The organism is Pseudomonas sp., assembly GCF_049653025.1.
In the GTDB taxonomy this organism is placed as follows: domain Bacteria; phylum Pseudomonadota; class Gammaproteobacteria; order Pseudomonadales; family Pseudomonadaceae; genus Aquipseudomonas.
In genome coordinates this window covers 171,073-195,703 of the sequence record NZ_JBASFM010000006.1, presented here as the reverse complement: position 1 = coordinate 195,703, position 24,631 = coordinate 171,073, and the positions used below count along the sequence as shown (strand labels likewise).

At 63.0% G+C, this 24,631-nt stretch carries 22 protein-coding genes; 11 read left to right on the top strand and 11 right to left on the bottom strand.

Annotation, left to right across the window (positions count from 1 at the left end; translation table 11 throughout):
• Nucleotides 1-217: 217 nt before the first annotated feature.
• The 5 genes from WBK23_RS03945 to WBK23_RS03925 all read left to right on the top strand — a co-directional run bounded on the left by WBK23_RS03945 (nt 218) and on the right by WBK23_RS03925 (nt 5,464).
• Nucleotides 218-1,657 (top strand): PLP-dependent aminotransferase family protein, encoded by a 1,440-nt coding sequence (locus WBK23_RS03945; protein WP_424482672.1) that lies wholly within the window; start codon nt 218-220, stop codon nt 1,655-1,657.
• Nucleotides 1,658-1,735: 78 nt separating this feature from the next.
• On the top strand, nt 1,736-3,481 hold the full coding sequence (locus tag WBK23_RS03940) for a vWA domain-containing protein (RefSeq protein WP_424482671.1): 1,746 nt from the start codon (nt 1,736-1,738) through the stop codon (nt 3,479-3,481).
• Entirely contained in the window at nt 3,478-4,062 is a 585-nt protein-coding gene (locus WBK23_RS03935; RefSeq protein ID WP_424482670.1) for an RNA polymerase sigma factor, read from the top strand. The genes WBK23_RS03940 and WBK23_RS03935 overlap by 4 nt, the downstream gene beginning before the upstream one ends.
• A complete protein-coding gene (locus tag WBK23_RS03930; RefSeq protein ID WP_424482669.1) occupies nt 4,059-4,811 on the top strand; it encodes a hypothetical protein in 753 nt (250 codons plus the stop codon). The genes WBK23_RS03935 and WBK23_RS03930 overlap by 4 nt, the downstream gene beginning before the upstream one ends.
• 149 nt (nt 4,812-4,960) lie before the next feature.
• Complete coding sequence (locus WBK23_RS03925; RefSeq protein ID WP_424482668.1) at nt 4,961-5,464, top strand: hypothetical protein; 504 nt, start codon at nt 4,961-4,963, stop codon at nt 5,462-5,464.
• Between the two features lie 27 nt (nt 5,465-5,491).
• On the opposite strand, the gene WBK23_RS03920 is transcribed toward WBK23_RS03925, so the two are convergent.
• Nucleotides 5,492-7,315: a long-chain-acyl-CoA synthetase gene (locus WBK23_RS03920; protein WP_424482667.1), complete on the bottom strand. Its 1,824-nt coding sequence runs from the start codon at nt 7,313-7,315 to the stop codon at nt 5,492-5,494.
• A gap of 233 nt (nt 7,316-7,548) precedes the next feature.
• Here WBK23_RS03920 and WBK23_RS03915 point away from each other — a divergent pair, with 233 nt between their 5' ends.
• Nucleotides 7,549-7,932 carry a VOC family protein gene (locus tag WBK23_RS03915; protein WP_424482666.1) on the top strand — a complete coding sequence of 128 codons (384 nt, stop codon included), beginning with the start codon at nt 7,549-7,551 and terminating at the stop codon, nt 7,930-7,932.
• 55 nt (nt 7,933-7,987) lie between these two features.
• Here the strand turns inward: WBK23_RS03915 and WBK23_RS03910 are convergent, their stop codons facing one another.
• The 7 genes from WBK23_RS03910 to WBK23_RS03880 form a co-directional block, all read right to left on the bottom strand.
• The gene (locus WBK23_RS03910) at nt 7,988-8,806 is read right to left on the bottom strand and encodes an SDR family oxidoreductase (protein ID WP_424482665.1); all 819 of its coding nucleotides are present in this window, start codon (nt 8,804-8,806) and stop codon (nt 7,988-7,990) included.
• A 34-nt stretch (nt 8,807-8,840) separates the two neighbouring features.
• Nucleotides 8,841-10,829: an acetyl/propionyl/methylcrotonyl-CoA carboxylase subunit alpha gene (locus WBK23_RS03905; RefSeq protein WP_424482664.1), complete on the bottom strand. Its 1,989-nt coding sequence runs from the start codon at nt 10,827-10,829 to the stop codon at nt 8,841-8,843.
• 106 nt (nt 10,830-10,935) lie between these two features.
• Nucleotides 10,936-11,733 carry an enoyl-CoA hydratase/isomerase family protein gene (locus tag WBK23_RS03900; RefSeq protein ID WP_424482663.1) on the bottom strand — a complete coding sequence of 266 codons (798 nt, stop codon included), beginning with the start codon at nt 11,731-11,733 and terminating at the stop codon, nt 10,936-10,938.
• A gap of 106 nt (nt 11,734-11,839) precedes the next feature.
• On the bottom strand, nt 11,840-13,000 hold the full coding sequence (atuD, locus tag WBK23_RS03895; protein WP_424482662.1) for a citronellyl-CoA dehydrogenase: 1,161 nt from the start codon (nt 12,998-13,000) through the stop codon (nt 11,840-11,842).
• Between the two features lie 18 nt (nt 13,001-13,018).
• Nucleotides 13,019-14,635, bottom strand: a complete 1,617-nt coding sequence (gene atuC / locus WBK23_RS03890) for a geranyl-CoA carboxylase subunit beta (protein ID WP_424482661.1) — start codon at nt 14,633-14,635, stop codon at nt 13,019-13,021.
• A gap of 4 nt (nt 14,636-14,639) precedes the next feature.
• The gene (locus tag WBK23_RS03885) at nt 14,640-15,518 is read right to left on the bottom strand and encodes an SDR family oxidoreductase (RefSeq protein WP_424482660.1); all 879 of its coding nucleotides are present in this window, start codon (nt 15,516-15,518) and stop codon (nt 14,640-14,642) included.
• Between the two features lie 2 nt (nt 15,519-15,520).
• On the bottom strand, nt 15,521-17,320 hold the full coding sequence (locus WBK23_RS03880) for an acyclic terpene utilization AtuA family protein (protein ID WP_424482659.1): 1,800 nt from the start codon (nt 17,318-17,320) through the stop codon (nt 15,521-15,523).
• Nucleotides 17,321-17,532: 212 nt separating this feature from the next.
• Here WBK23_RS03880 and WBK23_RS03875 point away from each other — a divergent pair, with 212 nt between their 5' ends.
• The 3 genes from WBK23_RS03875 (at nt 17,533) to WBK23_RS03865 (ending at nt 19,949) form a co-directional block, all read left to right on the top strand.
• A complete protein-coding gene (locus tag WBK23_RS03875) occupies nt 17,533-18,156 on the top strand; it encodes a TetR/AcrR family transcriptional regulator (protein ID WP_424482658.1) in 624 nt (207 codons plus the stop codon).
• 121 nt (nt 18,157-18,277) lie between these two features.
• Nucleotides 18,278-19,057: a substrate-binding periplasmic protein gene (locus WBK23_RS03870; RefSeq protein WP_424482657.1), complete on the top strand. Its 780-nt coding sequence runs from the start codon at nt 18,278-18,280 to the stop codon at nt 19,055-19,057.
• A gap of 70 nt (nt 19,058-19,127) precedes the next feature.
• The gene (locus tag WBK23_RS03865; RefSeq protein ID WP_424482656.1) at nt 19,128-19,949 is read left to right on the top strand and encodes a substrate-binding periplasmic protein; all 822 of its coding nucleotides are present in this window, start codon (nt 19,128-19,130) and stop codon (nt 19,947-19,949) included.
• Here the strand turns inward: WBK23_RS03865 and WBK23_RS03860 are convergent.
• Both WBK23_RS03860 and WBK23_RS03855 read right to left on the bottom strand, forming a co-directional pair.
• Nucleotides 19,900-20,658: a lysostaphin resistance A-like protein gene (locus WBK23_RS03860; protein WP_424482655.1), complete on the bottom strand. Its 759-nt coding sequence runs from the start codon at nt 20,656-20,658 to the stop codon at nt 19,900-19,902. The two genes, WBK23_RS03865 and WBK23_RS03860, sit on opposite strands and share 50 nt — an antisense overlap.
• Nucleotides 20,659-20,680: 22 nt before the next feature.
• The gene (locus WBK23_RS03855; protein WP_305591693.1) at nt 20,681-20,848 is read right to left on the bottom strand and encodes a DUF2897 family protein; all 168 of its coding nucleotides are present in this window, start codon (nt 20,846-20,848) and stop codon (nt 20,681-20,683) included.
• A 173-nt stretch (nt 20,849-21,021) separates the two neighbouring features.
• Here WBK23_RS03855 and WBK23_RS03850 point away from each other — a divergent pair, with 173 nt between their 5' ends.
• Nucleotides 21,022-22,326 carry an ATP-binding protein gene (locus tag WBK23_RS03850; protein WP_424482654.1) on the top strand — a complete coding sequence of 435 codons (1,305 nt, stop codon included), beginning with the start codon at nt 21,022-21,024 and terminating at the stop codon, nt 22,324-22,326.
• 1 nt (nt 22,327) lies between these two features.
• Nucleotides 22,328-23,242 (top strand): response regulator, encoded by a 915-nt coding sequence (locus tag WBK23_RS03845; RefSeq protein WP_424482653.1) that lies wholly within the window; start codon nt 22,328-22,330, stop codon nt 23,240-23,242.
• Nucleotides 23,243-23,282: 40 nt separating this feature from the next.
• Here WBK23_RS03845 and WBK23_RS03840 read toward each other — a convergent pair whose 3' ends face one another.
• Nucleotides 23,283-24,629 carry a class II 3-deoxy-7-phosphoheptulonate synthase gene (locus WBK23_RS03840; protein ID WP_424482652.1) on the bottom strand — a complete coding sequence of 449 codons (1,347 nt, stop codon included), beginning with the start codon at nt 24,627-24,629 and terminating at the stop codon, nt 23,283-23,285.
• Between the last annotated feature and the right edge of the window lie 2 nt (nt 24,630-24,631).

Genomic DNA, 24,631 nt, shown 5'->3' with positions numbered 1-24,631 from the left:
AAAGCCCCAGTTTACTGGGGCTTTTTATGGCCTGTTATTCAGTCTGGCCAACCTGCAGGGTGTAGCTAGGCATCGCAGCACAATCCATACACCTGTTGATTGAACCGTTACAGTCCTGGCGGATGCTCACTGTATCGCCCACAATTCAGTGAACTGTACCGGTGCAATTTAAAATGGCCGGTTTACTGTTACGGTTCAGTCAAGCAGGAACGCGGTCATGACCAATCTGTTGCTTTATCAGCGCATCGCCCAGCAACTGGCAGAAGACATCCGCCGGGGCGTCTATCAACCCGGCGAACGGGTGCCCTCGGTGCGCAAGATGAGTGCGCAGCTCAGCGTCAGCCATGCCACCGTGCTGCAGGCTTACGCCAATCTGGAAGACCAGGGCCTGATTCGCGCGCGCCCGCAGTCCGGCTTCTATGTGCACCAGACTCCGGCACTCACCGCGCCGACCCCGGATATCGCCCGGGTCGAGCGACCAGGGCTGGTAACGCGCAGCAGCATCATCAATCAGGTACTTACCGAATCACGCCGCGAAGGGGTATTTCCCCTCGGCGCAGCGGTGCCACATGTGGATTACCTGCCGGTGCGTGCGTTGCACCAGCAGTTGGCCAAGGTCACCCGTTTCCATAGCGCGCGGGCCTTTAGCTATATGTTCAGCCCAGGCTTCGAGCCGCTGCGCCGCCAGGTGGCGATCCGCATGCGCGACGCTGGCGTGGTGGTCGATCCGACCGAGGTGGTGATCACCCACGGTTGCGTTGATGCCTTGCAGATGAGCCTGCGAGTGCTGACCAAACCGGGTGATCTGATCGCCACCGAGTCGCCGACCTATTACGGTCTGCTGCAACTGGCCGACCTGCTGGGTCTGAAAGTGATCGAAATCCCCAGCGATCCGAGCACCGGTATCAGCCTGGAGGCCTTGCAGCTAGCGGCCAATCAATGGCCGATCAAGGCGCTGGTGCTGACCGCGCGGCTGAGCAATCCGCTCGGCGGCACCATCCCCGAAGAGCGTCAGCGCCAGCTGCTGCGCCTGGCCGGTGATTACGATATCCAGATCGTCGAAGACGATATCTACGGCGAATTGCTGTTCGAGCAAGGGCCGACCAAGGCGTTGAAGTCCCATGATCGCGACGGCCGTGTGCTGTATTGCTCAAGCTTCTCCAAGACCCTGTCGCCCGGGGTGCGCATCGGCTGGATCATCGCCGGCAAGCATCAGGACGAGATCCAGCGCCTGCAGACGTTCAGCACCCACTCGGCGTGCAGCGTGACGCAGATGGCGGTGGCGGCGTATCTGGAGAACGGTGGCTATGACCGCCACCTGCGCTTTATCCGTCAGGAGTACCGCAAGAACCTCAGCGCCTTCCAGTTGGCGGTGCAGCAGTACTTCCCCGAAGGCACGCAGATGACCCGACCCAAGGGCGGCTTTATTCTCTGGGTCAGCCTGCCGGCGCGGGTCAATACCAAGGATTTGCATATGCGTGCCTTGCAGCAGGGCATCAGCATTGCGCCGGGGCTGATCTTCAGTAACACCGAGCAGTTCAATCACTGCATCCGCCTCAATTGCGGAATCCCGTGGAACCGTGAGGCCGAGCGCGCTTTGATGACCCTGGGCATGCTGGCCGGGCAGTTGTGTCAGGAAGGCGCGGCGAGTTTTTAACCGCGGCTTAACCCGATTCAACCCATGACGGCGTCTACCTGAGCGAATGGTTTATTCGATCGCTCAGGAGATTCCCCCATGTCTGCTTACCCCATATTGCTTACCCGTCCTCTGCTTGCCGGTTTTGCCGCAGGCGTACTGATCAGCCTCGGTGCGTGCAGCGCCGCCAACCCCGAAGCGCCGGCCGCAGAGGCTGGAAACCCGCAACTGAGCGATCAGGCCCATAAGCGTGAACGGGCCGAGCTGCATGAACAGCTGGCCGCTGCCCCCGCTGAACTGCAACGCAAAAGCCAGGTAGCGGGTAGGACCGTGATGCCCAGCGTGGCCTACGCGCCGATGTCCATGCCGCAGGCCGATACCGTGCCGCCGGGTTACCGTGACCAGGGCCGTGAGCAGTACCAGAAGATCGCCGCCAATCCACTGCATGCCGTGGCTGAAACCCCGGTGTCGACCTTTAGCATCGACGTCGACACCGGCAGCTACGCCAATGTGCGGCGCTTTCTCAATCAGGGTCAGCTGCCGCCGCAGGATGCGGTGCGCCTGGAGGAGCTGGTCAACTACTTCCCCTACGCCTATCCGTTGCCCACGGGCGATGCGCCGTTTGGCATCAACACCGAGCTGGCGCGCACGCCCTGGAACCCGGAAACCCGCTTGCTGCGCATCGCCATCAAGGCCTCGGATATGCAGGTAGCACAGCTACCGCCGGCCAATCTGGTGTTTCTAGTGGATGTGTCCGGTTCGATGGACCGCCGCGAAGGCCTGCCGATGGTGCAGGGCACGCTGAAGCTGCTGGTCGAGCAACTGCGCCCCCAGGACAAGGTGTCGCTGGTGGTGTACGCCGGCTCATCCAGCGTGGTGCTGGAGCCGACTGTCGGCAGTGAAAAGGCCAGGATCCGCGCGGCGATTGATCAGCTTACGGCCGGTGGCTCAACAGCCGGCGAGTCGGGCATTCAGCTGGCTTACCAGCAGGCGCAGCAGGGCTTTATCGACGGCGGCATCAACCGCATCCTGCTGGCCACCGATGGCGACTTCAACGTCGGCATCAGCGACTTTGAAACCCTCAAGCAACTGGCGGCGGATAAACGCAAGACCGGCGTATCGCTGACCACCCTGGGCTTTGGCACCGACAACTATAACGAGCAGTTGATGGAGCAACTGGCGGATGCCGGCGATGGTAATTACGCCTATATCGACAACCTGCGCGAGGCGCGCAAGGTGCTGGTCGATCAGCTCGGCTCGACCCTGGCGACGGTCGCCAGCGATGTGAAGATCCAGGTCGAGTTCAACCCGGCCGAGGTCAGCGAATACCGTCTGCTGGGTTACGAGAACCGTGCCCTGAAGCGTGAAGATTTCAGCAATGACAAGGTCGATGCCGGCGAAATCGGAGCAGGCCATACGGTGACCGCGCTGTATGAAGTGCTGCCGGCCGGTGGCAAGGGTTGGCTGGAGCCGCTGCGTTATCAGCCTGCGGCGAAAACCGCGGGCAAGGCGGGCGAACTGGCTTGGCTGCGCATTCGCTACAAGGTGCCGGGGCAGAGCGATAGCAAGCTGTTGCAGCAACCAATTCAAGCCGCCGATACGCGGGCCGTCAGCCAGGCCAGTGAGGACCTGCGCTTTGCCGCGGCGGTGGCGGCCTTTGCCCAGCAGCTCAAGGGCGACAAGTACACCGGGCGCTTTAGCCTGGCCGACAGCGCCGAGCTGGCGCGTAACGCCAAAGGCGACGACCGTTTCGGCCTGCGCGCCGAGTTCGTCCAGCTGGTGGAACTGGCGCAGAGTCTGCAAACTGGGGCTTCCCGTTCAACTACTGCCCGAGTGGACCAGTGAACCTACCCCTCACGGATGACGACGCCGCCTTGTTGCGGCGTTACCGCCAAGGCGACAGCGCGGCGTTTGCCCAGTTGTATAAGCGCCATCGCCTGGGCCTGTTTCGCTTCCTGCTCGGCCTGTGCGGTGACCACGCTCTGGCCGAGGAGGTGTTTCAGGAAACCTGGCTGAGCCTGATTCGCAGTACCAGCGAACAGCGCGAAGCGGTGCTGTTCAAGACCTGGCTGTACCAGATCGGCCGCAACCGGTTGATCGACCATTGGCGCAAGCACGGCCGCCATCAGGGGCAGCAGGATGAATATGATGAGCAGCAGCACGCCAGCAGTGATCCGCAACCCGGGCCGGAGCAGCAACTCAGCCTGAGCCGCGACCAGCAGCGCTTGCAGGCGGCGCTGGATGACCTGCCCGCCGAGCAGCGTGAAGTGTTCCTGTTGCGCGCCCACGGCGACCTGGAGCTGGCCGAGATCGCCGCACTGACCCAGACCCCAGCCGAGACGGTAAAGAGCCGTCTGCGCTATGCAATGCAGAAATTACGCCGGCTGCTGGCCGAACCTGGCGCAGCCGAGGAGTTGTCCGCATGAACCACGATCCCCATTCCCCAGACGAGCTGGAGCAGCAGTTGCTCGGCCACTTTCGCGCGCACAGCCATGGCGAGCCTTCGCCTGAGCTGGATGCGCGGATTCTCGCGGCCTCACGCGCGGCGTTGGCTAGCGAGCCGCAACCGCGTCTGAGCGAGCGTTTGCATGCCTGGCTGTTCGGTGGCGCGGGTCGTCAGCGCTGGTCGGTGGCATTGGCCGGCGTGGCCTGCCTGGGCATCGGCGTCAGCCTGACCTGGCGCAGCGTTGAGCAGGTTCCGGATGCCTTCGATGCGGTACCCACGGGGGCGTTGATGGCTCCGGCTTCCTCTGCGGCCAGGCAGGCAGCGCCGGCTGCGCCGCTGGCCGAGTCCGCGCCCGCTGATCTGGCGGGGGCTTATGAATCCCAGGCCACACCTGCGATACAGGCCTACAGCGCGGATGCGGCGAAGGCCGAGAAGAAATCAGCCGCGCCCGAACCGCTGCGTGAAGAAGTCGCCAGTCCGGCGTTGGCTGACCAGCCGGCTCAGGCTGCACCGGCACCGCGTGCCCTGGCCAAATCCAAGGCCCAGGCCAGCAACCAAACCAAGCAAGTCGAGGCCGAGCAGACGTTGCAGGCTGAATTGCAACGCCTGCTCAAGTTGCGCCGCGAGGGCTGGAGTGATGAGGCCGATGCGCTGCTGCTGAAATTGATGCGTGACTACCCGCAGGTGGATATCGGCGCGCAGCTGCAACAATTGGAAAAGGCTGACTGATCGCGCTGCACCCCGCGTGCGGTCAGCGTCTGCCCGGACACTGGTGGCATTGCGGGCGTTGGGCGCTGCGCACTGAGCCGCACAGCGCTTGCCAGTGCGGCGGGCAGGGGGGAGCATAGTGGCTTGTATCACTGCCTTTGTAGCTGCCCATGACCTGCCTTCGAAGCCTGGCGTTGCTATTAACGCTGTTCACCCTGCTGGGCTGTGACCCGCCCTCCGCGCCGAAACCAACCCCCCCGGCAACCACGTCCGCGCTGGAGTCCACTGTGTCGCCGCCGGCTGCACCTGTTGTGCCGGAGACCGTGGCGGTGCTCGAGCCGCAACAACTGGCCGAGCCGGAAGCCAAGCCGAAGCCGGTGATAGCACCCACGCAGGCCGCGCCGCCTAAAGCAGTCAAACCGGCAAAGCCTGCGGCACCCGAGCAGCCTCCTGTGGTTCTGGACCTGAGCCTGCCGCCGGAAGTGTTCGCGCCGCTACAGCCCCTGGAACCGCTGGATGATGCCCCCGCCAAGCTGCTACCGCCGCTGTTTGGCGAAAAGGTCGCGCCCGAGAGCCCGTTTCAGCTCAACGGCAAGCTGATCACTAATGAACGCGGTGACGATTATTGGGAGTCGGTGGAAGGCGCGCAGCTGCAGTTCGAGTTCAAGCAGTAGGTGCCGGCCCGGTTGGGCCGGCTTGTTTCAGAATCGATACTGCTGCTGGTCGATGGCCTGGTACAGCGTCTGATCCAGTGGCTCGAAGCGCGCTTGCCCGGGCAGGCGCACCCAGAGCGGGTCGCGCACGGCGTTGGGGTCATAGGCGGCCTGCTTGAGGTCGGTCTTCTTGTATTTGAAGGTGCCGGTGGTTTCCACCTCGCCGAGCAGGCGGATAAACAACGGCGCGGCATACACCGGCAGTTCGCTGTCCAGGTGCGCCGCCAGGGCGTTGCCATCCAGCATCTCGCCCTCGCTCAAACGCAATGCGGCCATGCCGCAGCGGCCGTTGGTGCCGGGGATTTCCACGCCATACACCACCGCATCCTCGACGCCGGGGAACGCCCCCAGCACGTTCTCTACCTCGGTGGTGGAGACGTTTTCGCCTTTCCAGCGGAAGGTGTCGCCCAGGCGGTCGACAAACTGCGCGTGCTTGCAGCCGATATCGCGCATCAGGTCGCCAGTGTTAAACCAGGCATCGCCCTTCTTGAACACGTTGCGCAGGATCGCCGCTTCGCTCTTGGCCGGGTCGGTGTAGCCGTCGAATGGCCACTTGGCGCTGATTTCGCTGATCAGCAAACCCGGCTCGCCCTTGTCGGCCTTCTGCAGAAAGCCCTTGGCGGTGCGGATGGCGCAGTCGTTCTCCAGGTCATAGCGCACGATGGCGTAGGTGGCGGGGGAGAAGCCCACGGTGTTGTCGAAGTTGAACACGTTGGTAAAGCCGATATTGCCTTCGCTGGATGCGTAGAACTCGGTGATCTGCTCAACCCCGAAGCGCGCCTTGAACTCGCTCCAGATCGAGGGCCGCAGGCCGTTGCCGATCATGCAGCGCAGGCTGTTGTTCTTCTCTGCGGCGCACTCAGGCTGATTGAGCAGATAGCGGCACAACTCGCCGATATAGCCGAAGCAGGTGGCCTGGTAGCGCTGCACATCCGGCCAGAAGGCGCTGGCGGAGAACTTGCGGCGCAGGGCGATGGCCGCGCCACCGGCGAGGGCGGCGCTCCAGCATACGGTCACGGCATTGTTGTGGTAGCAGGGCAGGGTCAGGTAGAGCACGTCCTGATTGCTCAGGGTCAGGCCGGAATGGCCGAAACCGCCGTAGGCCTTGATCCACTTGCCGTGGCTCATGATCGAAGCCTTGGGCAGGCCGGTGGTGCCGGAGGTGTAGATCAGGAAGCAGGGGTCCTTCATCTGCACCTTGGCGCTGTCGGGCAGGTTATCGCTGGCCTGGCTGCGTGCCAGTTGCATCAGGTTGGTCCAACCGTCGGGGGCCTGGCCGGCGTCCTGCAGGCAGTCCTGATCGGCGATCCAGTAGCGCGCCGGCTCGTTGTGCAGTTGCTCAGCGATCTCGCCGTAAGCCTCCAGCAGTTCAGCGCCGAGCACCAGGTGGCTGGGGTTGACCAGATTGAGGCTGTGCGCCAGCACTTTGCCGCGCTGGGTGGTGTTGACCAGTGCGCCGACCGCGCCGAGCTTGCTGAGCGCGGCGAGTATCGCCAGCAGCTCCAGACGGTTTTCCAGCATCACTGCCACCACGCTGCCATGGCGCACGCCTTCGGCCTTGAGCGCCCAGGCCAAGCGATTGGCCCAGGCGTTGAACTGGGCATAGCTGAGGCTGCGTGACTCATCCAGCAACGCCGGGCGATCGGGATGCTGCTGCACAGTGCGCTCCAGCGCCCAAGCCAGCGATAGGTTCTTTTCGCGGTTACGGATGCCGGCGTAATACAGGCCGCGCAGCATGCGCGGTACACGTGGCAGGTGCTGGGGCAGGCAAGCAAGAAAACGCAGCGGGGAAATCAGATCGGCTTGGCTCATGGCTCTCGCGCTTATGGTTGTTATGCGGGGGCGAAGGCCAACTCTAGTTGCCCAAACGCAGTTGCGCCATGGCTCTGGCGCAAGCCTGACAGGGCAGATCGGCAAATAGTGAGCCGCCTGCGTATTGCCAGATTGCCCGGAGCTGTGGCATTAGCTCGACACACCGGACACACCGGACACACCGGACACACCGGACACACCGGCGCGATGGCGCGCTGAGCCAGGAGGGTGCGATGAACCTGAACCAAATCACCGTGGCGGTCACCGACGTGCCGCGCGCCATCCGTTTCTATCAGCGCCTGGGGTTGCAGCTGATTGTCGAGAGCCTGCCGGACTACGCACGGTTCTGTTGCCCGGATGGCCAGGCGAGCTTTTCCCTGAGCAAAGTTGCGCAGGTGCCGGCGAGCCAGACGTTGATCTACTTCGAATGCGCTGAACTGGATCAGACCGTCGAGCGCCTGCGGGCCCAGGGCATCGAGTTCAGCATGCTTCCGACAGACCAGCCCTGGCTCTGGCGCGAGGCCTATCTGCAGGACCCCGACGGCAATCCGCTGTGCCTGTATCACGCCGGGGAAAATCGCTTGAATCCGCCCTGGAGGCTTAAGCAAGGCATCTAATGCACTGCGCCACGACCCGCTCCAAGGTGAGCGGGCTTTGCTGCGGCCTGCCGATTTAGTCAACAAACAGATCGTTCATCAGCTTGCCGGCCGGATCATAGCGGTACTGCTCGAAGTCGCTCTGGCCCTGTTCGCGGAGGATTTCCTCGTCGATCAACAGGCGGCCGCTGATGCTGCGTTCGCTGCTGGAGAGGATGGCGTGGGCGGCATCGGCCATGATCGCCGGCAGGCGCGCAGCCTTCATCACTGCGGGTCCTCCGGCCTCGAACTCGATGGCGGCGGTGGCGATCACCGTCTTCGGCCACAGCGAGTTGACACTGATGCCGTATTTCTTGAATTCCTCGTGCATGCCCAGGGTCAGCATGCTCATGCCGTACTTGGTGGTGGTGTAGGGGCCGTAGCTGGCGAACCACTTGGGATCAAGGTTGAGCGGTGGCGATAGGCTGAGGATATGGCCCTTGCTCTGTTTAAGGTAGGGCAGGGCGGCCTGGCTGCAGACCATCACCGCACGGGTGTTGATCTGGAACATCAGGTCGAAACGCTTGGGTTCGAGTTTCTCCACACCGACCAGCTTGATTGCGCCGGCATTGTTGATCAGTGCATCAATACCGCCGAAGTGCTCGGCCGCCTGGGCCATGGCGTTTTTTACTGCGTTCTCGTCACGCACATCGACTTGCAGGGCCAGGGCCTTGCCGCCCATTTCCTCGACCTCGGCGGCCACTGAATGGATGGTGCCGGGCAGCTTGGCGTGGGGTTCGGCGCTTTTCGCCGCAATCACGATATTGGCCCCTTCACGCGCGGCGCGCAGGGCAATTTCACGGCCGATGCCGCGGCTGGCACCGGTGATAAACAGGGTTTTGTCTTGCAGTGACATATGCGTTCTCCAAGTCTTGTTGTTATAGGGCGCGTCAGGCTTCGTTGGCTTCGATTTCCACCAGCAGCTGACGGTTCTTCACCTGATCGCCGCGGCTGATGCCAATCCGCCGTACCACGCCGTCGATGCTGGCCTTGAGCGGGTGTTCCATCTTCATCGCTTCCAGCACCACCAGCAGTTGGCCTTTGCTGACGCTGGCACCTTCCTCGACCAATACCTCGACAATCGCGCCGTCCATCGGTGCCTTGACGCTGCCCGAGCCCGCGCCGGCAGCGCTGCTGACCGGCAGGTGGGTGATATCGCTCAGCTGCAGATTGCCGTTATGGCCGTAGAGCCAGAGGTTTTCGCCGGCGAGGTGATAGGCCAGGCGCTGGCGAATGCCGTCCAGCTCCAGGGTGGCCCAGCGGCCGTCGCTGGCCAGCAGCTTGAGGCTGACTTGCTGCTCGCCGAGTGTGGCCAGCAGGTTGGGTTGTGGGCCGTCGGCCAGTACTTGCAGCTCCACGGTAAATGGCTGTTCGCCTTGCTTAAGCAGAAAACGCCAAGGCGCGCTGCCAGCGTTGCGCCAGCCGGAGAGGCCCGGTTGGTGTGCGCGGGCATTGGCCGATTGCTGGAACAGCAGGGCGGCTGCGGCGGCCAATTCGCGGGCTGCGGGTGGCTGCGGGCTCAGGCTCGGGTCGCTGGCGAAATGCTCGGCGATAAACGCGGTGGTGGCATTGCCGGCGGCAAATTCCGGGTGGCTGAGCAGGTTAGCGAGAAAGCGCTGGTTGCCGTTGACGCCCAGTAGCACACAATCCTCAACCGCACGCACCAGCTTGCGCCGCGCTTCGTCGCGGGTCGCGCCATAGGCGATGACCTTGGCCAGCACCGGGTCGTAGAACGGCGTAATGGTTTGGCCTTCGACCAGGCCGTGGTCGACGCGGATGCCATCGCGCAGCGCCGGCTCCCAGCGCAGGGCGGTGCCGGTTTGCGGCAGGAAATTCTGCGTGGCGTCTTCGGCGTACAGGCGCACTTCCATGGCGTGGCCGGTGAGGCGAATTTCGTCCTGCTTAAGCGGCAATGGTTGGCCTTCGGCGACGCGAATCTGCCAGGCGACCAGATCCTGGCCGGTGATCAGTTCGGTGACTGGATGCTCGACCTGCAGGCGGGTGTTCATCTCCAGGAAGAAGAATTCGCCATTCCGATCCAGCAGAAACTCCACGGTGCCGGCACCGACGTAGTTCACTGACGACGCCGCCTTCACCGCCGCCTCGCCCATGGCCTGGCGCAGTTCAGGCGTCATCACCGGGCAGGGCGCTTCCTCGACCACCTTCTGGTGGCGGCGCTGCACCGAGCAGTCGCGCTCACCGAGATAAACGATGCTGCCGTGCTGGTCGCCGAATACCTGGATTTCCACGTGGCGCGGCTGGATCACCGCGCGTTCGAGAATCAGCTCGCCGGAGCCGAAGGCGTTCTGCGCCTCCGAGCGGGCAGTGCGGATCTGCGCCAGCAGCTCACTGGAATCGTGTACCAGGCGCATGCCACGACCACCGCCGCCAGCACTGGCCTTGATCATCAGTGGGTAGCCAATACGCCCGGCTTCGCGGCTGAGGGTCTCGTCGTCCTGCGCCGCGCCTTCATAGCCGGGAATGCACGGCACGCCGGCTTCGAGCATGGCGATTTTCGACAGGCGCTTGCTGCCCATCAGGTGGATGGCTTCCACGGTCGGGCCGATAAACACGATGCCGGCGGCTTCACAGGCGCGGGCGAAGTCGGCGTTCTCGGAGAGGAAACCGTAGCCGGGGTGAATCGCGTCGGCCCCGGTCTTCTGCGCCGCTTGGATGATGTTGTCGATCAGCAGGTAGGACTGATTAACCTGGGCCGGGCCGATGCACAGCGCCTCGTCGGCCAGCTGCACATGGCGCGCATCGCTGTCGGCCTCCGAGTAGACGGCCACGGTGCGGTAGCCGAGGTCCTGGGCGGTGCGCATCACCCGGCAGGCGATTTCCCCGCGGTTGGCGATCAGAATTTTGTTAAAGGCGGGCATCTGTGTGCTCCTGCGAGGCGAATGCTGTTTATCGTGGGAGGGGCTTTAGCCGCGACAAGCTCACCGCCATCGCGGCTAAAGCCCCTCCCACACAAGTGTGCTGCGGTTACTGTGCCCAGCTCGGCGCACGTTTCTGCACAAAGGCCATGGTGCCCTCGATGCCTTCGGTTCCGGTGACTGCGGCGGCGAACTGCTCGGCGGCGCGGTCCAGCAATGGCCCGAGTGCTTCGTGTTCGGCGGCCAACAGCAGGGCCTTGGTCTGGGCATTGGCCTGCGGTGCGCATTGGCGTACCTGGCTGAGTACCTGGTGCAAACGGGCGTCAACGGCTTCGCTATCGGTTTCGCTGAAATGCACCAGGCCCAGGCGTTCGGCTTCGCTACCATTGAAACGGGCGGCGGTCAGGGCCAGGCGGCGGGTCTGGGTCAGGCCGATTCGCCGCACCACAAAGGGTGCAATCTGTGCCGGCAGAATGCCCAGGGTGGTTTCCGGCAGGCCGAATTTGGCGTCCTGCTGGCAGATGGCGATATCCGACACGCAGGCCAGGCCGAAGCCGCCGCCGAGCACTGCGCCTTCGAGCACGGCGATCAGCACCTGTGGCGTGTTCTGCGCTTCTTCCAGCAGACTGCCGAAGGCGCGGTTAAGGCTGCGGTAGGCGTCACCACCGGCCGCACGAGCGCCGGCCATATCCTTGATATCGCCACCGGCGCAGAAATGGCCACCGGCACCACGCAGCACAATGGCGCGCACGTTCAGATCATTGCGCAGGCTTTCCAGCACAGCGCGCAATTCGCTGACCATGACCAGGCTCATGGCGTTGCGGCTGTCCGGGCGGTTAAGGGTGATATGCAACACACCGGCATCGAGGCTTAGCAGCAAGGTTTGGCAATCGGGTAGAGCAGACATCCGCTATTCCTCTGCGTAGGATGGGTTGAGCAACGCGATACCCATCAATTCGGTGGCGATGGGTATCGACGCTGCGCGTCTCACCCATCCTACGGTCGTACGTTTCTCAACCCTTCCGTTTGCCAGGCAGAATGCCCATCAGCTTGCAGATAATGCCCAGCATGATTTCGTCGGCACCGCCGCCAATGCTCACCAGGCGCACGTCGCGGTAGGCGCGGGCCACCGGGTTTTCCCACATGTAGCCCATGCCGCCCCAGTACTGCAGGCAGCTGTCGGTGACTTCACGGCCGAGGCGGCCGGCCTTGAGCTTGGCCATCGAGGCCAGGTTGGTTACGTCGCGGCCGCGCACATATTGCTCGGTGGCCTGATAGACCAGGGCGCGCAAGCACTCCACTTCGGTCTGCAACTCGGCCATGCGGAAGTGGATGACCTGGTTGTCGATCAGCGCATTGCCGAAGGTCTTGCGCTCTTTGCAGTAGTCGATGGTGGCGTTGATGCAGTGCTCCAGGCCCTTGATCATATTGGCCGCGCCGAACAGGCGCTCTTCCTGGAACTGCAGCATCTGCATCATAAAGCCCGCGCCTTCGTGGCCGATGCGGTAGCGCTGCGGCACGCGCACGTTGTCGAAGAACACCTGGGCGGTCTCCGAGCTGCGCATGCCGAGCTTGTCCAGGTGCGGGCTGATGCTGATGCCCGGGGTCTTCATCGGCACCACGATCAGCGATTTGTTGACGTGGGCCTTGTCGTCGCTGGTGTTGGCCAACAGGCACATAAAGTCGGCCGATGGCGAGTTGGTGATCCACATCTTGCTGCCGTTGATCACATAGTCGCTGCCGTCTTTCTTGGCGGTGGTTTTCAGCCCGGCCACATCCGAGCCGGCGCCGACTTCGGAGACGCCGATGCAGCCGACCATCTCGCCAGTGATCGCTGGGCGCAGGAACTCCTCGCGCAGCTCATCGGAGCCGAAGCGCGCCAGGGCCGGTGTGCACATATCGGTCTGCACGCCGATGGACATCGGGATGCCGCCGCAGATGATGGTGCCGAACTCTTCGGCGGCGACGATCGAGTAGCTGTAGTCCAGGCCCATACCGCCGAATTTCTCCGGCTTGGAGATGCCCAGCAAACCGAGGTCGCCGGCTTTCTTGAAGATCTCGTGGATCGGGAAGCGACCGTCTTTTTCCCACTGTTCGACGTGCGGGTTGATTTCCTTATCGACAAAATTACGAACCGTGCGGCGTAGCTCTTCGTGTTCTTGGGTAAAGATCATTTCTTATTCTCCGAATGATTACAGGCGGGCTACGCCGAACGAGTTGGATTTAAGCGGGCGCACAGCGGCTTCTGCACAGATATCCAGCAGGTAGCCGAGCAGTTTGCGTGTATCGCGTGGGTCGATCAGGCCGTCGTCCCACAGGCTGGCGGTGCCATAGAGCGCGGTTGACTGGCTGTCGAGTTTCTGTGCGGTAACGGTTTCCAGCATGTCGAGCATCTTCGGGTCGGCTTCTTTGCCTTCCTTCAGGTGTTTTTCCTCGGTGACGATGCGCAGCACCTTGCCGGCCTGGGCGCCGCCCATCACGGCGGTCTTGCTGTTGGGCCAGGCGAAGATAAAGCGCGGGTCAAGGCCGCGGCCGCACATGGCGTAGTTGCCGGCACCATACGAGCCGCCAACCACGATGGTCAGCTTCGGCACCGTGGCGTTGGCCACCGCCTGGATCATCTTCGAGCCGTGTTTGATCACGCCGAGCTGTTCCGACTCGGTGCCGACCATAAAACCGGTGGTGTTGTGGAAGAACAGGATTGGCGTGTTGCTCTGCTCGCACAGCTGGATAAATTGCGCCGCCTTGGCCGCGCCTTGCGGGGTGATCGGGCCGTTGTTGCCGATAAAGCCGCAGGGCTGGCCTTCGATCTGCAAGTGGCCGCAGACGGTCTGGTTGTCGAATTCGTTCTTGAAGTCGAGAAACGCCGAGCCATCGGCGATACGAGCAATGATCTCGCGCACGTCGTAGGGCTTCTTGGCATCAGCCGGCACCAGGCCGAGCAGCTCTTCGACCGGATACAGCGGCTCGCTGTAGGCCTTGGCTGGGCGCGCCGGCAGTTGCGCGTTCCACGGCAGCATGGCGAGGATTTCCCGGGCGATGCGCACGCCGTCGGCGTCATTTTCGGCCAGGTATTCGGCGGTGCCGGCGACCTGGGCATGCATCTCGGCGCCACCCAGTTGCTCGTCGGTGGCGATCTCGCCGGTGGCGGCTTTCAGCAGTGGCGGGCCGGCGAGGAACATCTTGGCCTTGCCGCGTACCACTACCACGTAATCCGATAGCCCTGGCTGATAGGCCCCGCCCGCGGTGCTGGAGCCGTGCACTACGGTGATCTGCGGCAAACCCATGGCCGACATGCGCGCCTGGTTGGCAAAGCCGCGCGCGCCTTCGACGAAGATGTCGGCGGCGTAGTTGAGGTTGGCACCGCCGCTTTCGGTCAGCGCCACCACCGGCAGTTTGTTCTCGAAAGCGATCTGCTGCAGGCGCAGGGTCTTCTTCAGCCCGGTGGGGGAGATGGTGCCGCCCTTGATCGCGCTGTTGCTGGCGCTGACCAGGCAACGCACCCCGGCGATATAGCCGATACCGGAAATAATCCCGCCGCCGGCCTGGGTGCCGTCCTTGTCGTCATGCAGCTTGTAGCCAGCCAGCGACGACAGTTCGAGAAAGGGCGCGCCAGGGTCGAGCAGCAGATTCAGGCGTTCACGCGGTAGCAGTTGGCCGCGCTTTTCGAACTTCGCCTTGGCTTCAGCCGCCTTGTTCAGGCAGTTCTGTTCGATCTGGCGAAAGCTGGCCACGGCAGCGAGCATGGCTTCGCGGTTGTTGGCGAAGTCCTCAGCATGCACGTCGATCTCGGAATGGATTACCGGCATCGCATCACTCTCCCTGGTCTTTCAGCACATCGGGCAGGTAGGCCCGATGGAAGCCGTTGTAAGACTGGCTCTGCCCGGCCTTGGCCTTGAACAGCGGGAAGGCTCGGCTGCCCTGGCTGGCGGCACCGTCGATGCGCACCGTGTTGCCACTGATAAAGGCGGCGCCCGGCGAGAGCAGAAAGACGATGGCCGCTGAGACTTCCGATTCTGTGCCGATGCGCTTGAGCGGCACATGTTCGCGCAGGGTCGGGATTACCGCCTTGAACGCGCCTTCGTAGGTGTCCATGCCGCTGGAGGCGACCCAGCCCGGTGCCACGGCATTGACCCGCACCCCGGCGTGGCCCCACTCGACGGCGGCGGTCTTGGTGAAGTTCTCCATCCCAGCCCTTGCCGCACCCGAATGGCCCATGCCGGGCATGCCGCCCCACATGTCGGCAAGCATGTTGACGATGCTGCCGCCGGTTTTGCTCATGCTCTGGTTGAACACCTCGCGGGCCACCAGAAAGCCGCCGACCAGGTTGGTGCGCACCACCGTCTCGAAGCCTTTCTGGTTGATTGAGGCGAGCGGCGAGGGGTACTGACCGCCGGCATTGTTGACCAGGTGATGAATCGCCCCGCGCTCGCTGACCACTGCCGCGACCATGGCCTTGACCGATTCCTCATCGCGAATGTCGCAGACCTGGTAGCTGACGCTGCCGCCATCCTCACGGATTTCGCCGGCGGTCTTTTCCAGCTTGTCGGCCTTGCGTCCGACCAGCACCACATGAGCGCCGAGGGCCGCCAGTTCATGGGCAGTGCAGCGGCCAATGCCGCTGCCGCCGCCGGTGACCAGAATGGTTTGGCCGCTGAATAGGCCGGGTTTAAACACCGAGTCGTAGCTCATTGTTATTGTCCTTGTTCGAGGCTAGCGGCCAGTGCCTTGGGCACTTGCACCGGGAATTCCAGCAACTGTTGGGCGAAGGCCTTGCCTTGCGGATCGATGCGCAGCGAGGCGACGCCGCCGCCACCCAAGGCGTTCTCCAGTAAAAAATTCAGGCTATGGCTGCCCGGTAAATACCAGCGGCTGACCTTGCCGGTTTGCGGGTCGAGCGCGTGCTGCATCCATTCGGCCACGGCACCCTCACTCAGCGCAGCGGCGATCCAGGCCAAGTACTCGGGCTTTCTGGCCATTACACCAATATTGCTGTGATTGCCCTTGTCGCCAGAGCGCGCCACCGCCAGCTTGATCAGCGGTACGCAGGCGTCGGGCTGACCGCTTGAGAGCGGGGCGGCAATATCGGCAGCGATCTGTGCGCTATCCAGTACCGCGATCTGCGGCAGGGCGACCGGTGTGCGTTCGCCGTTGAGTTCCACTTCCATGACGCAGGCGCTTTTGTCGGCGAGAAAGCTGAACAGGCGGATTACCGGGTAAACCGTAGGGCGACCACCGACGATACCGGTCAGCCCCGGGGCCATGCCGGTGGCTGCCTGGGCGATCTCGCGGGAGAAGAGGATCAAGGCTTCTTTCTTGGCATGACGCACGGCGATCTTGATTACGATCTCGCGGGTGTCGGTGCGTTGGCCGCGGGGGCCGTAGGTGGCTTCGGAACCCAGCAGCTCGATGCTGACTTCCTTGTACGGGCCCCAGCCGCGCTCGGCGAACATTCCCTCGGTCTTGCTGATGATCGCCTGGCTGACGCGCTGGGCTTTCTTCACCGCATCGATGCCAGCCATCAGGCAGCTGGCGGTGCAGCGGAAACCGTCCGGGTGGGTGGCGCTGACCTTGTATTGATCAGTTGGCGGCAGGCCGCGTGCGCCTTTCAGTTCAACGCGGTTGTCGCTGACTTGGGTCAGTTGCACCTGGGTGAAATCGCAGAGCACATCGGGCAGGTAATAGGCCCGTGGATCGCCGATTTCATAAAGCATTTGCTCGCCCACGGTAAAAGGCGTGACCAAGCCGCCGGAACCATCCGGCTTGGCCACGACAAAACTGCCATCGGCGCTCACTTCCACCACCGGGAAGCCGATATGTTCGTAGTCCGGCACGCTTTCCCAATCGGTGAAGTTGCCGCCGGTGCACTGCGCGCCGCACTCGATGATATGTCCGGCCAATGCGGCTTGGGCCAACTGGTCGTAGTCGCTCCAGCTCCAGCCGAATTCATGCACCAGCGCGGCGCTGACCACGGCGCTGTCGACCACCCGGCCGGTGATGACGATGTCCGCACCCAGTTTCAGGGCTTCGACGATGCCCGGCGCACCGAGGTAGGCGTTGACCGAGACGCAGAAGGGCGGCAATGGCGCGCCGCTGAACATCTCCACGGTGCCGGCCTTGGCCAGCTCACCGAGCTTGGGTTGCAGGTTGTCGCCATGCAGCACGGCAATCTTCAAGTTGACCCCGGCCTGCTCGCAGGCGGCGGCCAGAGCGGCGGCGCAGGCGCTGGGGTTGACCCCGCCGGCGTTGCTGATTACGCGGATGTTCTTGGCAGCGATAGTGCCCAGCAGCGGTGCCAGGGTTTCCACAAAGTCGGTGGCGTAGCCGGCGTCCGGCGTCTTCATGCGTGCACCGGCCATGATCGACATGGTCACTTCGGCCAGGTAGTCGAATACCAGGTAATCCAGTTCGGTGCCTTGAACCAGCTGAGCGGCGGCGGTGCTGGTATCGCCCCAGAAGGCGGAAGCGCAGCCGATGCGTACGGTTTTAGTCATTGGAATAGGTCCGCAACACATGAATAAGGTGATTCGAAGGCTACCAAGCAAGCGCTTGGTTGAAAAGCCCTGGAGTGAATCTTTCTAACCTAAAGTGCGGCCAAGCGCTTGCTTGGTTGGCTGGCGCAGCATAAATTTCACCAATAACGACAAGCACTTGGGTAAACCTGCGGCTTGGCCCAAGGCATATAGAGAGTTGGAGAGTACTTAGCGTGGATGATCAACAAGCTCAGGCGGTGATGCGCGATCTGGTGGCCAGCGGGCAGATCACCGACCCGGACAGTGCCCGCGGCAAACTGCTGCAAACCGCCGCGCACCTGTTTCGCAGTAAGGGCTACGAGCGCACCACGGTGCGTGACCTGGCCAGCGCCGTGGGCATTCAGTCGGGCAGCATCTTTCACCACTTCAAGAGCAAGGACGAGATCCTGCGTTCGGTGATGGAGGAGACCATCCGCTACAACACCGCGTTGATGCAGGCCTCCCTGGCCGAGGCGAGCGATCTGCGCGGCCGCGTGCTGGCGCTGATCCGCTGCGAGCTGCAATCGATCATGGGCGGCACCGGCGAGGCCATGGCGGTGCTGGTGTACGAATGGCGCTCGTTGTCGGAGGAGGGGCGCGAATTTATTCTCGAACTGCGCGACAACTACGAGCAGCTCTGGCTGCAGGTGCTGGGCGAGGCCAAGGCGGCCGGCTACTTCAAGGCCGATCCCTTTATCCTGCGGCGCCTGCTGACCGGCGCGTTGAGCTGGACCAACACCTGGTTCCGCTCCGAAGGTCCGATGACCCTCGATCAGTTGGCCGAAGAGGCATTGTCGCTGGTGCTCAAGGACGCTTGAGGAAATTCAGCTACGCTAGGGTGGCACTTTGATAGTATTTTGGCGTCAAGGGACTGCGCATTCTTCGGCTCAAGGAAGAACACCGCTGGTTTGAGTCTGTTGTGAGGTTTGCCGCTTGACCATGCTGTTAAGAGCTTTGCTGCTTGGGCTGATGCTATTGGCCGCAGGCGTTGCGCATGCCACGCAAGACGTGCGCGTAGGCGCGTACCATTTCCCGCCTTATGCAGTGAAGCCGGAAAGCGCGCGCCCGGCAGGCTTGCTGCCGGAACTGCTGCAAGCCCTCAATCAATTGCAACGCGATTACCGCTTCACTCTGGTGGCGACTTCGACCATGCGCCGCTACCAGGACCTGCAGAGCGGGCGATTCGACCTGATGCTGTTCGAGTCGCCGGACTGGGGCTGGCAGGACACGCCGCATGCCGCCCTCGACCTGCATGTCGAAGACGCCGAAGTCTATGTCGCGCGGCTGCAACCGGGGCGTGACGAGCATTATTTCGATCAGCTCAAGGGCAAGCGCCTGGCACTCTACAGTGGCTATCACTATGGCTTTGCCGGTTTCAACGCGGATAAGCAGTTTCTCACCGAGCAATTCAATGCGCTGCTGACCTATTCCCACGACAGCAACCTGGTCATGCTCCTGCGTGGTCGGGCCGATGTGGCCGTGGTCACGCGTTCCTACCTGCGTGCCTATCAGCAGCGCAACCCGGAGCAGAGCAGCGCTTTGCTAGTTTCCCAGCGGGTCGATCAGGTCTACCACCACCAGGCCTTGTTTGGTCGGCAGTCGAGTATGAGCCCCGAGGTGTTTGCCGACCTGCTGCAGCGGCTGAACCGGGATAAACAGCTGGACAAGCTGCTCAGTCGTTACCATTTGAGTGACCCGGCCGTGCTGATAAATGACTGAAACTGCTCTGTTCGGTCAGATTTTCCTGGGGTAGGCTGCGCTCATTGGAAAATAAGGAAGTTGGCGTCGTATGAAGCTGTTCATGCGTAGGGTAAGCAAGGTAAGTGGCTGGTGTCTGGCCATGCTGCTGGCTGTCCAGGTGCAGGCTGCGCAGGAAGTTCGGGTGGCAGCAGCGTATTTCCCCCCCTATGTATTCAAGAATGAACAGTCGCGCAGTCCAGGCTTGCTGAACGAGTTGCTGGAGGCACTGAATCAGGCACAGGGCGATTTTCGCTTTGTCGCGGTGCCGACTGCGGTAAAGCGCCGTTACCGCGATTTCCAGCAGCAACGCATCGACCTGGCGATCTTTGAAAACCCCGAGTGGGGCTGGCAGGACATCGCGCATACCGCGCTGGACATGCAGCTGGAAGACTCCGAGGTATTTGTTGCCCGTGCCGAGAGCGGGCGCACCCAGCGCTACTTCGACGATCTGCGTGGCAAACGCCTGGCGCTCTATCACGGCTATCACTATGCCTTCGCCGGCTTCAATGCCGAGCCGGACTACCTGGCCAAGACCTTCAACGCCACCCTGACCCATTCCCACGAGAGCAACCTGCTGATGGTGCTGCATCAGCGCGCCGACGTTGCCCTGGTGACCCGTTCCTATATTGGCGACTTCCTTGAGCGCAATCGGCAATACGCTGGGCAATTGCTGATTTCCGAGCGGGCCGACCAGCGTTATCGCCATCACGTGCTGCTGCGTCCGGGGGCACCGATCGAAGCGCAACAGTTCGCCGCGCTTCTCGAACAGGTGCGCAGCAATGGCCAGCTGGTGAAGATTTTCGGCCGTTATCAGGTCGCGGTCATGCCAGCCGCAACGGGTAACTCAGTAGCAACAGGTGCAGCAAATTGACTGCGCCGTGCACGGCGATGGCCAGGCTGATACGGCCGCTGAGCTGAAAGACCAGTCCATAACCCAGCCCGGCTACGCCGGCGACCACGGCAAACAGCGGGCTGAATGGCAGATGCACGGCGGCGAACAGCGCGGCCGTCAGGCCAATCCCCGGCACTATGCCCAGCCAGCGCACCAGGTGGCTTTGCAGCAGGCCGCGAAACAGCAGCTCCTCGGTCAGTACCGCTACTCCCAGATTGACCGCCAGCCATATCCACAGCTGCTCTGGCCATTTCGGTTGCCAGCCGACCAGACCCAGCGCCAATGCCAGCAGCGGCACGCCCAGCAGGGTCAGTGCCGCCGTCAGCCAGACGCCAGTCGACCGTGCTTTACTCGGGTGTTCTTGCCCCAGCCACCAGGCCAACAGCGTGACGCCGACCAGCAGCTTGTCCCAGGACAGGCGCAGGGCGTAAGGCGCGGCATCGGTACTGAGTTGGCGAGCTGGCCACAGCGGCGTGGCGCTAAAGCCTGGAGCAAGGTGCGCGGCGAAGGCGATGCAAGCCAGTAGGCTCAGCATTACCCATAACGCGTTGGGCAGGTACTTGTCTGCATACAGCAGTAATGCGCAGAGAGCGGTCCCGGCGGCCAACCCAGGCAGTTGGATATAACCCAGGGCAAATCCACTGGCCAGGCACAGGGCAGGCAGCAGCAGGCGCAGATGCAATGGCATGGTACGTCCTTGTCGTTCGCGGTTAAGGCTCGCGGGCGTCCTTGGCTTCCTGTTCAAGCTGGCGTTGGCGGATCTTCGCCAGCTGTTCCTCGCTTAACGGCAGCGGTTTGGCCGTGCGCAGCAGCACCATCAGGCCACCCACGATGGAGCCCAGCACCAGGAGCATCAGCAGCCAGATATACCAGGTCATAAACCCGTCCTTGCAGAGTTGAGCCTGCACCTTAGCGCGCGGCGGCCGGCAAATAAACGGCAGCAGCGCCAGCGCAGCGCTTTGGCCCGGGGCTAGCGAGTGTGATGACTGTCACACGGCAGCAACTTGGCGCTGCTTGAATGGCGGCTTTCCAACGCACAGGGAGCTTGTCCATGACCACTGCCAGCGCGCTAACGCGTTTGCTCAAGCCGGTTACGCCGTTGGCTGCGGACATGAGCATCGCGGATGTCGCGGATCGTTTGCTGACCCCGGAGCACAAGGCGTTCCTCTCGCTGCCGATCATCGATGAGGCCGGCATGCCGCTGGGGCTGGTCAGTCGTACCACCTTGCAGGACATCTTTATGCAGCGTTTTGGCCGCGACTTGCGCGGTCGCCATCCGGTGCAGGAGGTGATGAACCCGGCACCGCTGATGGTCAGCCTGGAAACCAGCCTGGAGGAGGCGGCCAAGCAGATCACCGGGCAGCTGCAATACCCGATCACCGAGGACTTTATCCTGGTCGACGGGCACGGCCGGTACTGCGGCCTGGGCACCGTGCTCGACCTGCTCAAGGCCATGGAGGCGCGCATCGCCCAGCGCAATCTGGTGCTGCGCAAGGCCCTGGTCGACCTCAAGGAGTCCCAGGCGCAGCTGGTGCAGTCAGAGAAAATGGCCTCGCTCGGGCAGATGGTCGCCGGTGTGGCCCATGAGTTGAATACTCCGCTGGGCTACGTGAAAAACAACGTACAACTGCTGCGCGAACTCAGCGCGCCGCTGTTCGAGCTGGCCGAGGCGCAAGCCACGTTGGCCGATTGCCTGGGTGATCAGGATTGCGACGAGTCACGCCTGGCGATCGCCCTGGATAAGGCCGCCATCGCCCGTGACAATGCTGCGCCGGAACTGCTCAGCGAAGACCTTACGCAACTGTTCAGCGACACCCTCTACGGCCTGGAGCAGATTGCCGAGCTGGTGGTCGGACTCAAGGATTTCGCCCGCCTGGACCGCGCCATGAGCGAGCAGGTCGACCTCAATGACTGCATCCGCAGCGCCCTGGTGATCGCCCGCAACGGCATCAAGGACAAGGCCGAAACCCAGCTGCAACTGGGCGAGTTGCCGCGTATTCCCTGTGCGCCCTCGCAGATCAACCAGGTGCTGCTCAACCTGCTGAATAACGCCGCCCAGGCCATCGACGGTTTCGGCCGCATCGTGGTGAAAACCTGGGCCGAGGACAGCGCGGTGTTTATCTCCGTGCAGGACTCCGGGCGCGGTATGTCGGCCGACGTGCAGGCGCGGGTTTTCGATCCGTTTTTCACCACCAAACCGGTCGGCGAGGGTACCGGGCTGGGCCTGTCGATCAGTTACAAGATCATCCAGGACCACGGCGGGCAGATTCGTGTGGCCTCGCAGCCAGGGCGCGGAACGCGCTTTCTGATCCGCCTGCCGCGCCCGCAGGCAATCCCACTGCAACGGAGCGCCTGAAATGACTGCTGCCATCCGCATTCTGTTTGTCGATGACGAAGAGCGCATCCTGCGCAGCTTGGCCCTGCAGTTTCGCCGCGAGTACCAGGTGCTGACCGAGAGCGACCCGCGCCGCGCCTTGGAACGCCTGAAAACCGAGCGCGTGCAGATCATCGTCAGCGACCAGCGCATGCCGCAGATGAGCGGTGCCGAACTGCTGGCCCAGGCGCGGCAGATCGCCCCCGATACCTTGCGCATTCTGCTGACGGGCTACTCGGATCTGGATGCCGCCGTGGAGGCGCTCAATAGCGGCGGCATCTTCCGTTACCTGACCAAGCCCTGGGACCAGCAGGAAATGGCCTTCACCCTGCGCCAGGCGGCGCAGATTGCCGCGCGCCAGTTGCAGGCGCCGAAAGCCGTCACGGTGGCGCGCCAGGCGGTCGCACTGAATGTGTTGCTGTTGGATGACGATGCGCAAACCCTCGCGGTGGTGGCCGAGTTCTGCGTCAAGGGTGGGCATCGCTTGCTGCGTGTGGCGTCGCTGGCCGAAGCCGTGGGCGTACTGAACAGCCAGCCGGTGGACATGCTGGTCAGCGATCTGCAGCTGGCCGGCGAAGACACCGCGGCGCTGCTGAAGTCCCTGGCCCAGCTGCAGCCGCGCTTGCTCAGCTTGGTGGTGACGCCGTTTTGCGACACTCAGGCGCTGCTCAAACTGATCAACGAGGCGCAGATCTTCCGTTACCTGCCAAAACCCATTCGCCGTGGTTTGTTCGATAAAGGTTTGTTGGCAGCGGCTGAGCAAGCGCAGATCTGGCGTGCGCAGCCAGCAGAGTTGGTGACTCGCCTGGCGCAAGTTCCACTGGAGGAGCGTGATCGTGAGAAGGTGGGCAGCCTGATGGGCATGCTCGGGCGTTTGCGTGAGCGGCTGATCGCCTAAGAACGGCGGATAACCACGGGGTTATCCGCCGTTGTTGGTTTTAGCGGCGTACCTGCTTAAGGGTTTCGGCGATCAGGAAGGCCAGTTCCAGCGACTGGTCGGCATTCATCCGTGGGTCGCAATGGGTGTGGTAGCGGTCCGACAGGCCGTCCTCGGTGATCGGCCGTGCGCCGCCGATGCATTCGGTGACGTTCTGCCCGGTCATCTCGATATGGATACCACCGGCGTAGCTGCCTTCGGCCTGGTGCACGGCGAAGAACTGCTTCACTTCGGCCAGAATCTGCGCAAAGTCGCGGGTCTTGTAACCGCTGCTGGCCTTGATGGTGTTGCCGTGCATCGGGTCACTGCTCCACAGCACCTGACGACCTTCGCGCTGCACGGTCTGGATCAGGCGCGGCAGACCGGCTTCGACCTTGTCCGCGCCCATGCGCACGATCAGGTTGAGGCGGCCGGGATCGTTGTCCGGGTTGAGGATATCGATCAGGCGGATCAGGTCTTCGCTGTCCATGCTCGGGCCGACTTTCACCCCAATCGGGTTGCCGACGCCACGCAGGAACTCGACATGCGCACCGTCCAGCTGGCGGGTGCGGTCGCCGATCCACAGCATATGCGCCGAGCAGTCGTACCAGCCGCCGGTAAGGCTGTCCTTGCGCACAAAGGCTTGCTCGTAGTTCAGCAGCAGCGCCTCGTGGGCGGTGAAGAAGCTGGTTTCACGCACTTGCGCCGCGCCGTCCATGCCGCAGGCGCGCATAAAGGCCAGGGTTTCGTCGATGCGGTCGGCCAGTGCGCTGTACTTCTCGCCCAGCGCCGAGTTGGCGATAAAGTCGAGGTTCCACTGGTGCACCTGATGCAGGTCGGCGAAGCCGCCCTGGGCAAAGGCGCGCAGCAGGTTCAGCGAGGCGGTGGACTGGTGGTAGGCCTGCAGCAGGCGCTCCGGGTCCGGCACGCGGCTGGCAGAGTCGAAGCCGATGCCGTTGACGATGTCGCCACGGTAGGCCGGCAGGGTCACGCCGTCGATGGTTTCGTCATTGGCTGAGCGTGGCTTGGCGAACTGGCCGGCCATCCGCCCGACTTTTACCACCGGGCAACCGGCGGCAAAAGTCATGACAATGGCCATCTGCAGCAGCACCTTGAAGGTGTCGCGGATTTTCGCCGCGCTGAACTCGGCAAAGCTCTCGGCGCAATCGCCACCCTGCAGGAGAAACGCGCGACCCTGGGTGACCTCGGCAAACTGGCGGCGCAGTTCGCGAGCTTCACCGGCAAACACCAGCGGCGGATAACCGGCCAGGGTCTGCTCGACCTGGGCCAGTTGCGCGGCGTTCGGGTACTGCGGTTGTTGCTGGATCGGCTTGGCTCTCCAGCTTTCAGGGCTCCAGGGTTGCGACATTG

What these genes read in the sequence shown, in the direction of transcription:
- WBK23_RS03945 (WP_424482672.1), top strand. Translation starts at nt 218, where the DNA reads ATGACCAATCTGTTGCTTTATCAGCGCATCGCCCAGCAACTGGCAGAA.
- WBK23_RS03940 (WP_424482671.1), top strand. Translation starts at nt 1,736, where the DNA reads ATGTCTGCTTACCCCATATTGCTTACCCGTCCTCTGCTTGCCGGTTTT.
- WBK23_RS03930 (WP_424482669.1), top strand. Translation starts at nt 4,059, where the DNA reads ATGAACCACGATCCCCATTCCCCAGACGAGCTGGAGCAGCAGTTGCTC.
- WBK23_RS03925 (WP_424482668.1), top strand. Translation starts at nt 4,961, where the DNA reads ATGACCTGCCTTCGAAGCCTGGCGTTGCTATTAACGCTGTTCACCCTG.
- WBK23_RS03920 (WP_424482667.1), bottom strand. Translation starts at nt 7,315, where the DNA reads ATGAGCCAAGCCGATCTGATTTCCCCGCTGCGTTTTCTTGCTTGCCTG.
- WBK23_RS03915 (WP_424482666.1), top strand. Translation starts at nt 7,549, where the DNA reads ATGAACCTGAACCAAATCACCGTGGCGGTCACCGACGTGCCGCGCGCC.
- WBK23_RS03910 (WP_424482665.1), bottom strand. Translation starts at nt 8,806, where the DNA reads ATGTCACTGCAAGACAAAACCCTGTTTATCACCGGTGCCAGCCGCGGC.
- WBK23_RS03905 (WP_424482664.1), bottom strand. Translation starts at nt 10,829, where the DNA reads ATGCCCGCCTTTAACAAAATTCTGATCGCCAACCGCGGGGAAATCGCC.
- WBK23_RS03900 (WP_424482663.1), bottom strand. Translation starts at nt 11,733, where the DNA reads ATGTCTGCTCTACCCGATTGCCAAACCTTGCTGCTAAGCCTCGATGCC.
- atuD (WP_424482662.1), bottom strand. Translation starts at nt 13,000, where the DNA reads ATGATCTTTACCCAAGAACACGAAGAGCTACGCCGCACGGTTCGTAAT.
- atuC (WP_424482661.1), bottom strand. Translation starts at nt 14,635, where the DNA reads ATGCCGGTAATCCATTCCGAGATCGACGTGCATGCTGAGGACTTCGCC.
- WBK23_RS03885 (WP_424482660.1), bottom strand. Translation starts at nt 15,518, where the DNA reads ATGAGCTACGACTCGGTGTTTAAACCCGGCCTATTCAGCGGCCAAACC.
- WBK23_RS03880 (WP_424482659.1), bottom strand. Translation starts at nt 17,320, where the DNA reads ATGACTAAAACCGTACGCATCGGCTGCGCTTCCGCCTTCTGGGGCGAT.
- WBK23_RS03870 (WP_424482657.1), top strand. Translation starts at nt 18,278, where the DNA reads ATGCTGTTAAGAGCTTTGCTGCTTGGGCTGATGCTATTGGCCGCAGGC.
- WBK23_RS03865 (WP_424482656.1), top strand. Translation starts at nt 19,128, where the DNA reads ATGAAGCTGTTCATGCGTAGGGTAAGCAAGGTAAGTGGCTGGTGTCTG.
- WBK23_RS03860 (WP_424482655.1), bottom strand. Translation starts at nt 20,658, where the DNA reads ATGCCATTGCATCTGCGCCTGCTGCTGCCTGCCCTGTGCCTGGCCAGT.
- WBK23_RS03855 (WP_305591693.1), bottom strand. Translation starts at nt 20,848, where the DNA reads ATGACCTGGTATATCTGGCTGCTGATGCTCCTGGTGCTGGGCTCCATC.
- WBK23_RS03850 (WP_424482654.1), top strand. Translation starts at nt 21,022, where the DNA reads ATGACCACTGCCAGCGCGCTAACGCGTTTGCTCAAGCCGGTTACGCCG.
- WBK23_RS03845 (WP_424482653.1), top strand. Translation starts at nt 22,328, where the DNA reads ATGACTGCTGCCATCCGCATTCTGTTTGTCGATGACGAAGAGCGCATC.
- WBK23_RS03840 (WP_424482652.1), bottom strand. Translation starts at nt 24,629, where the DNA reads ATGTCGCAACCCTGGAGCCCTGAAAGCTGGAGAGCCAAGCCGATCCAG.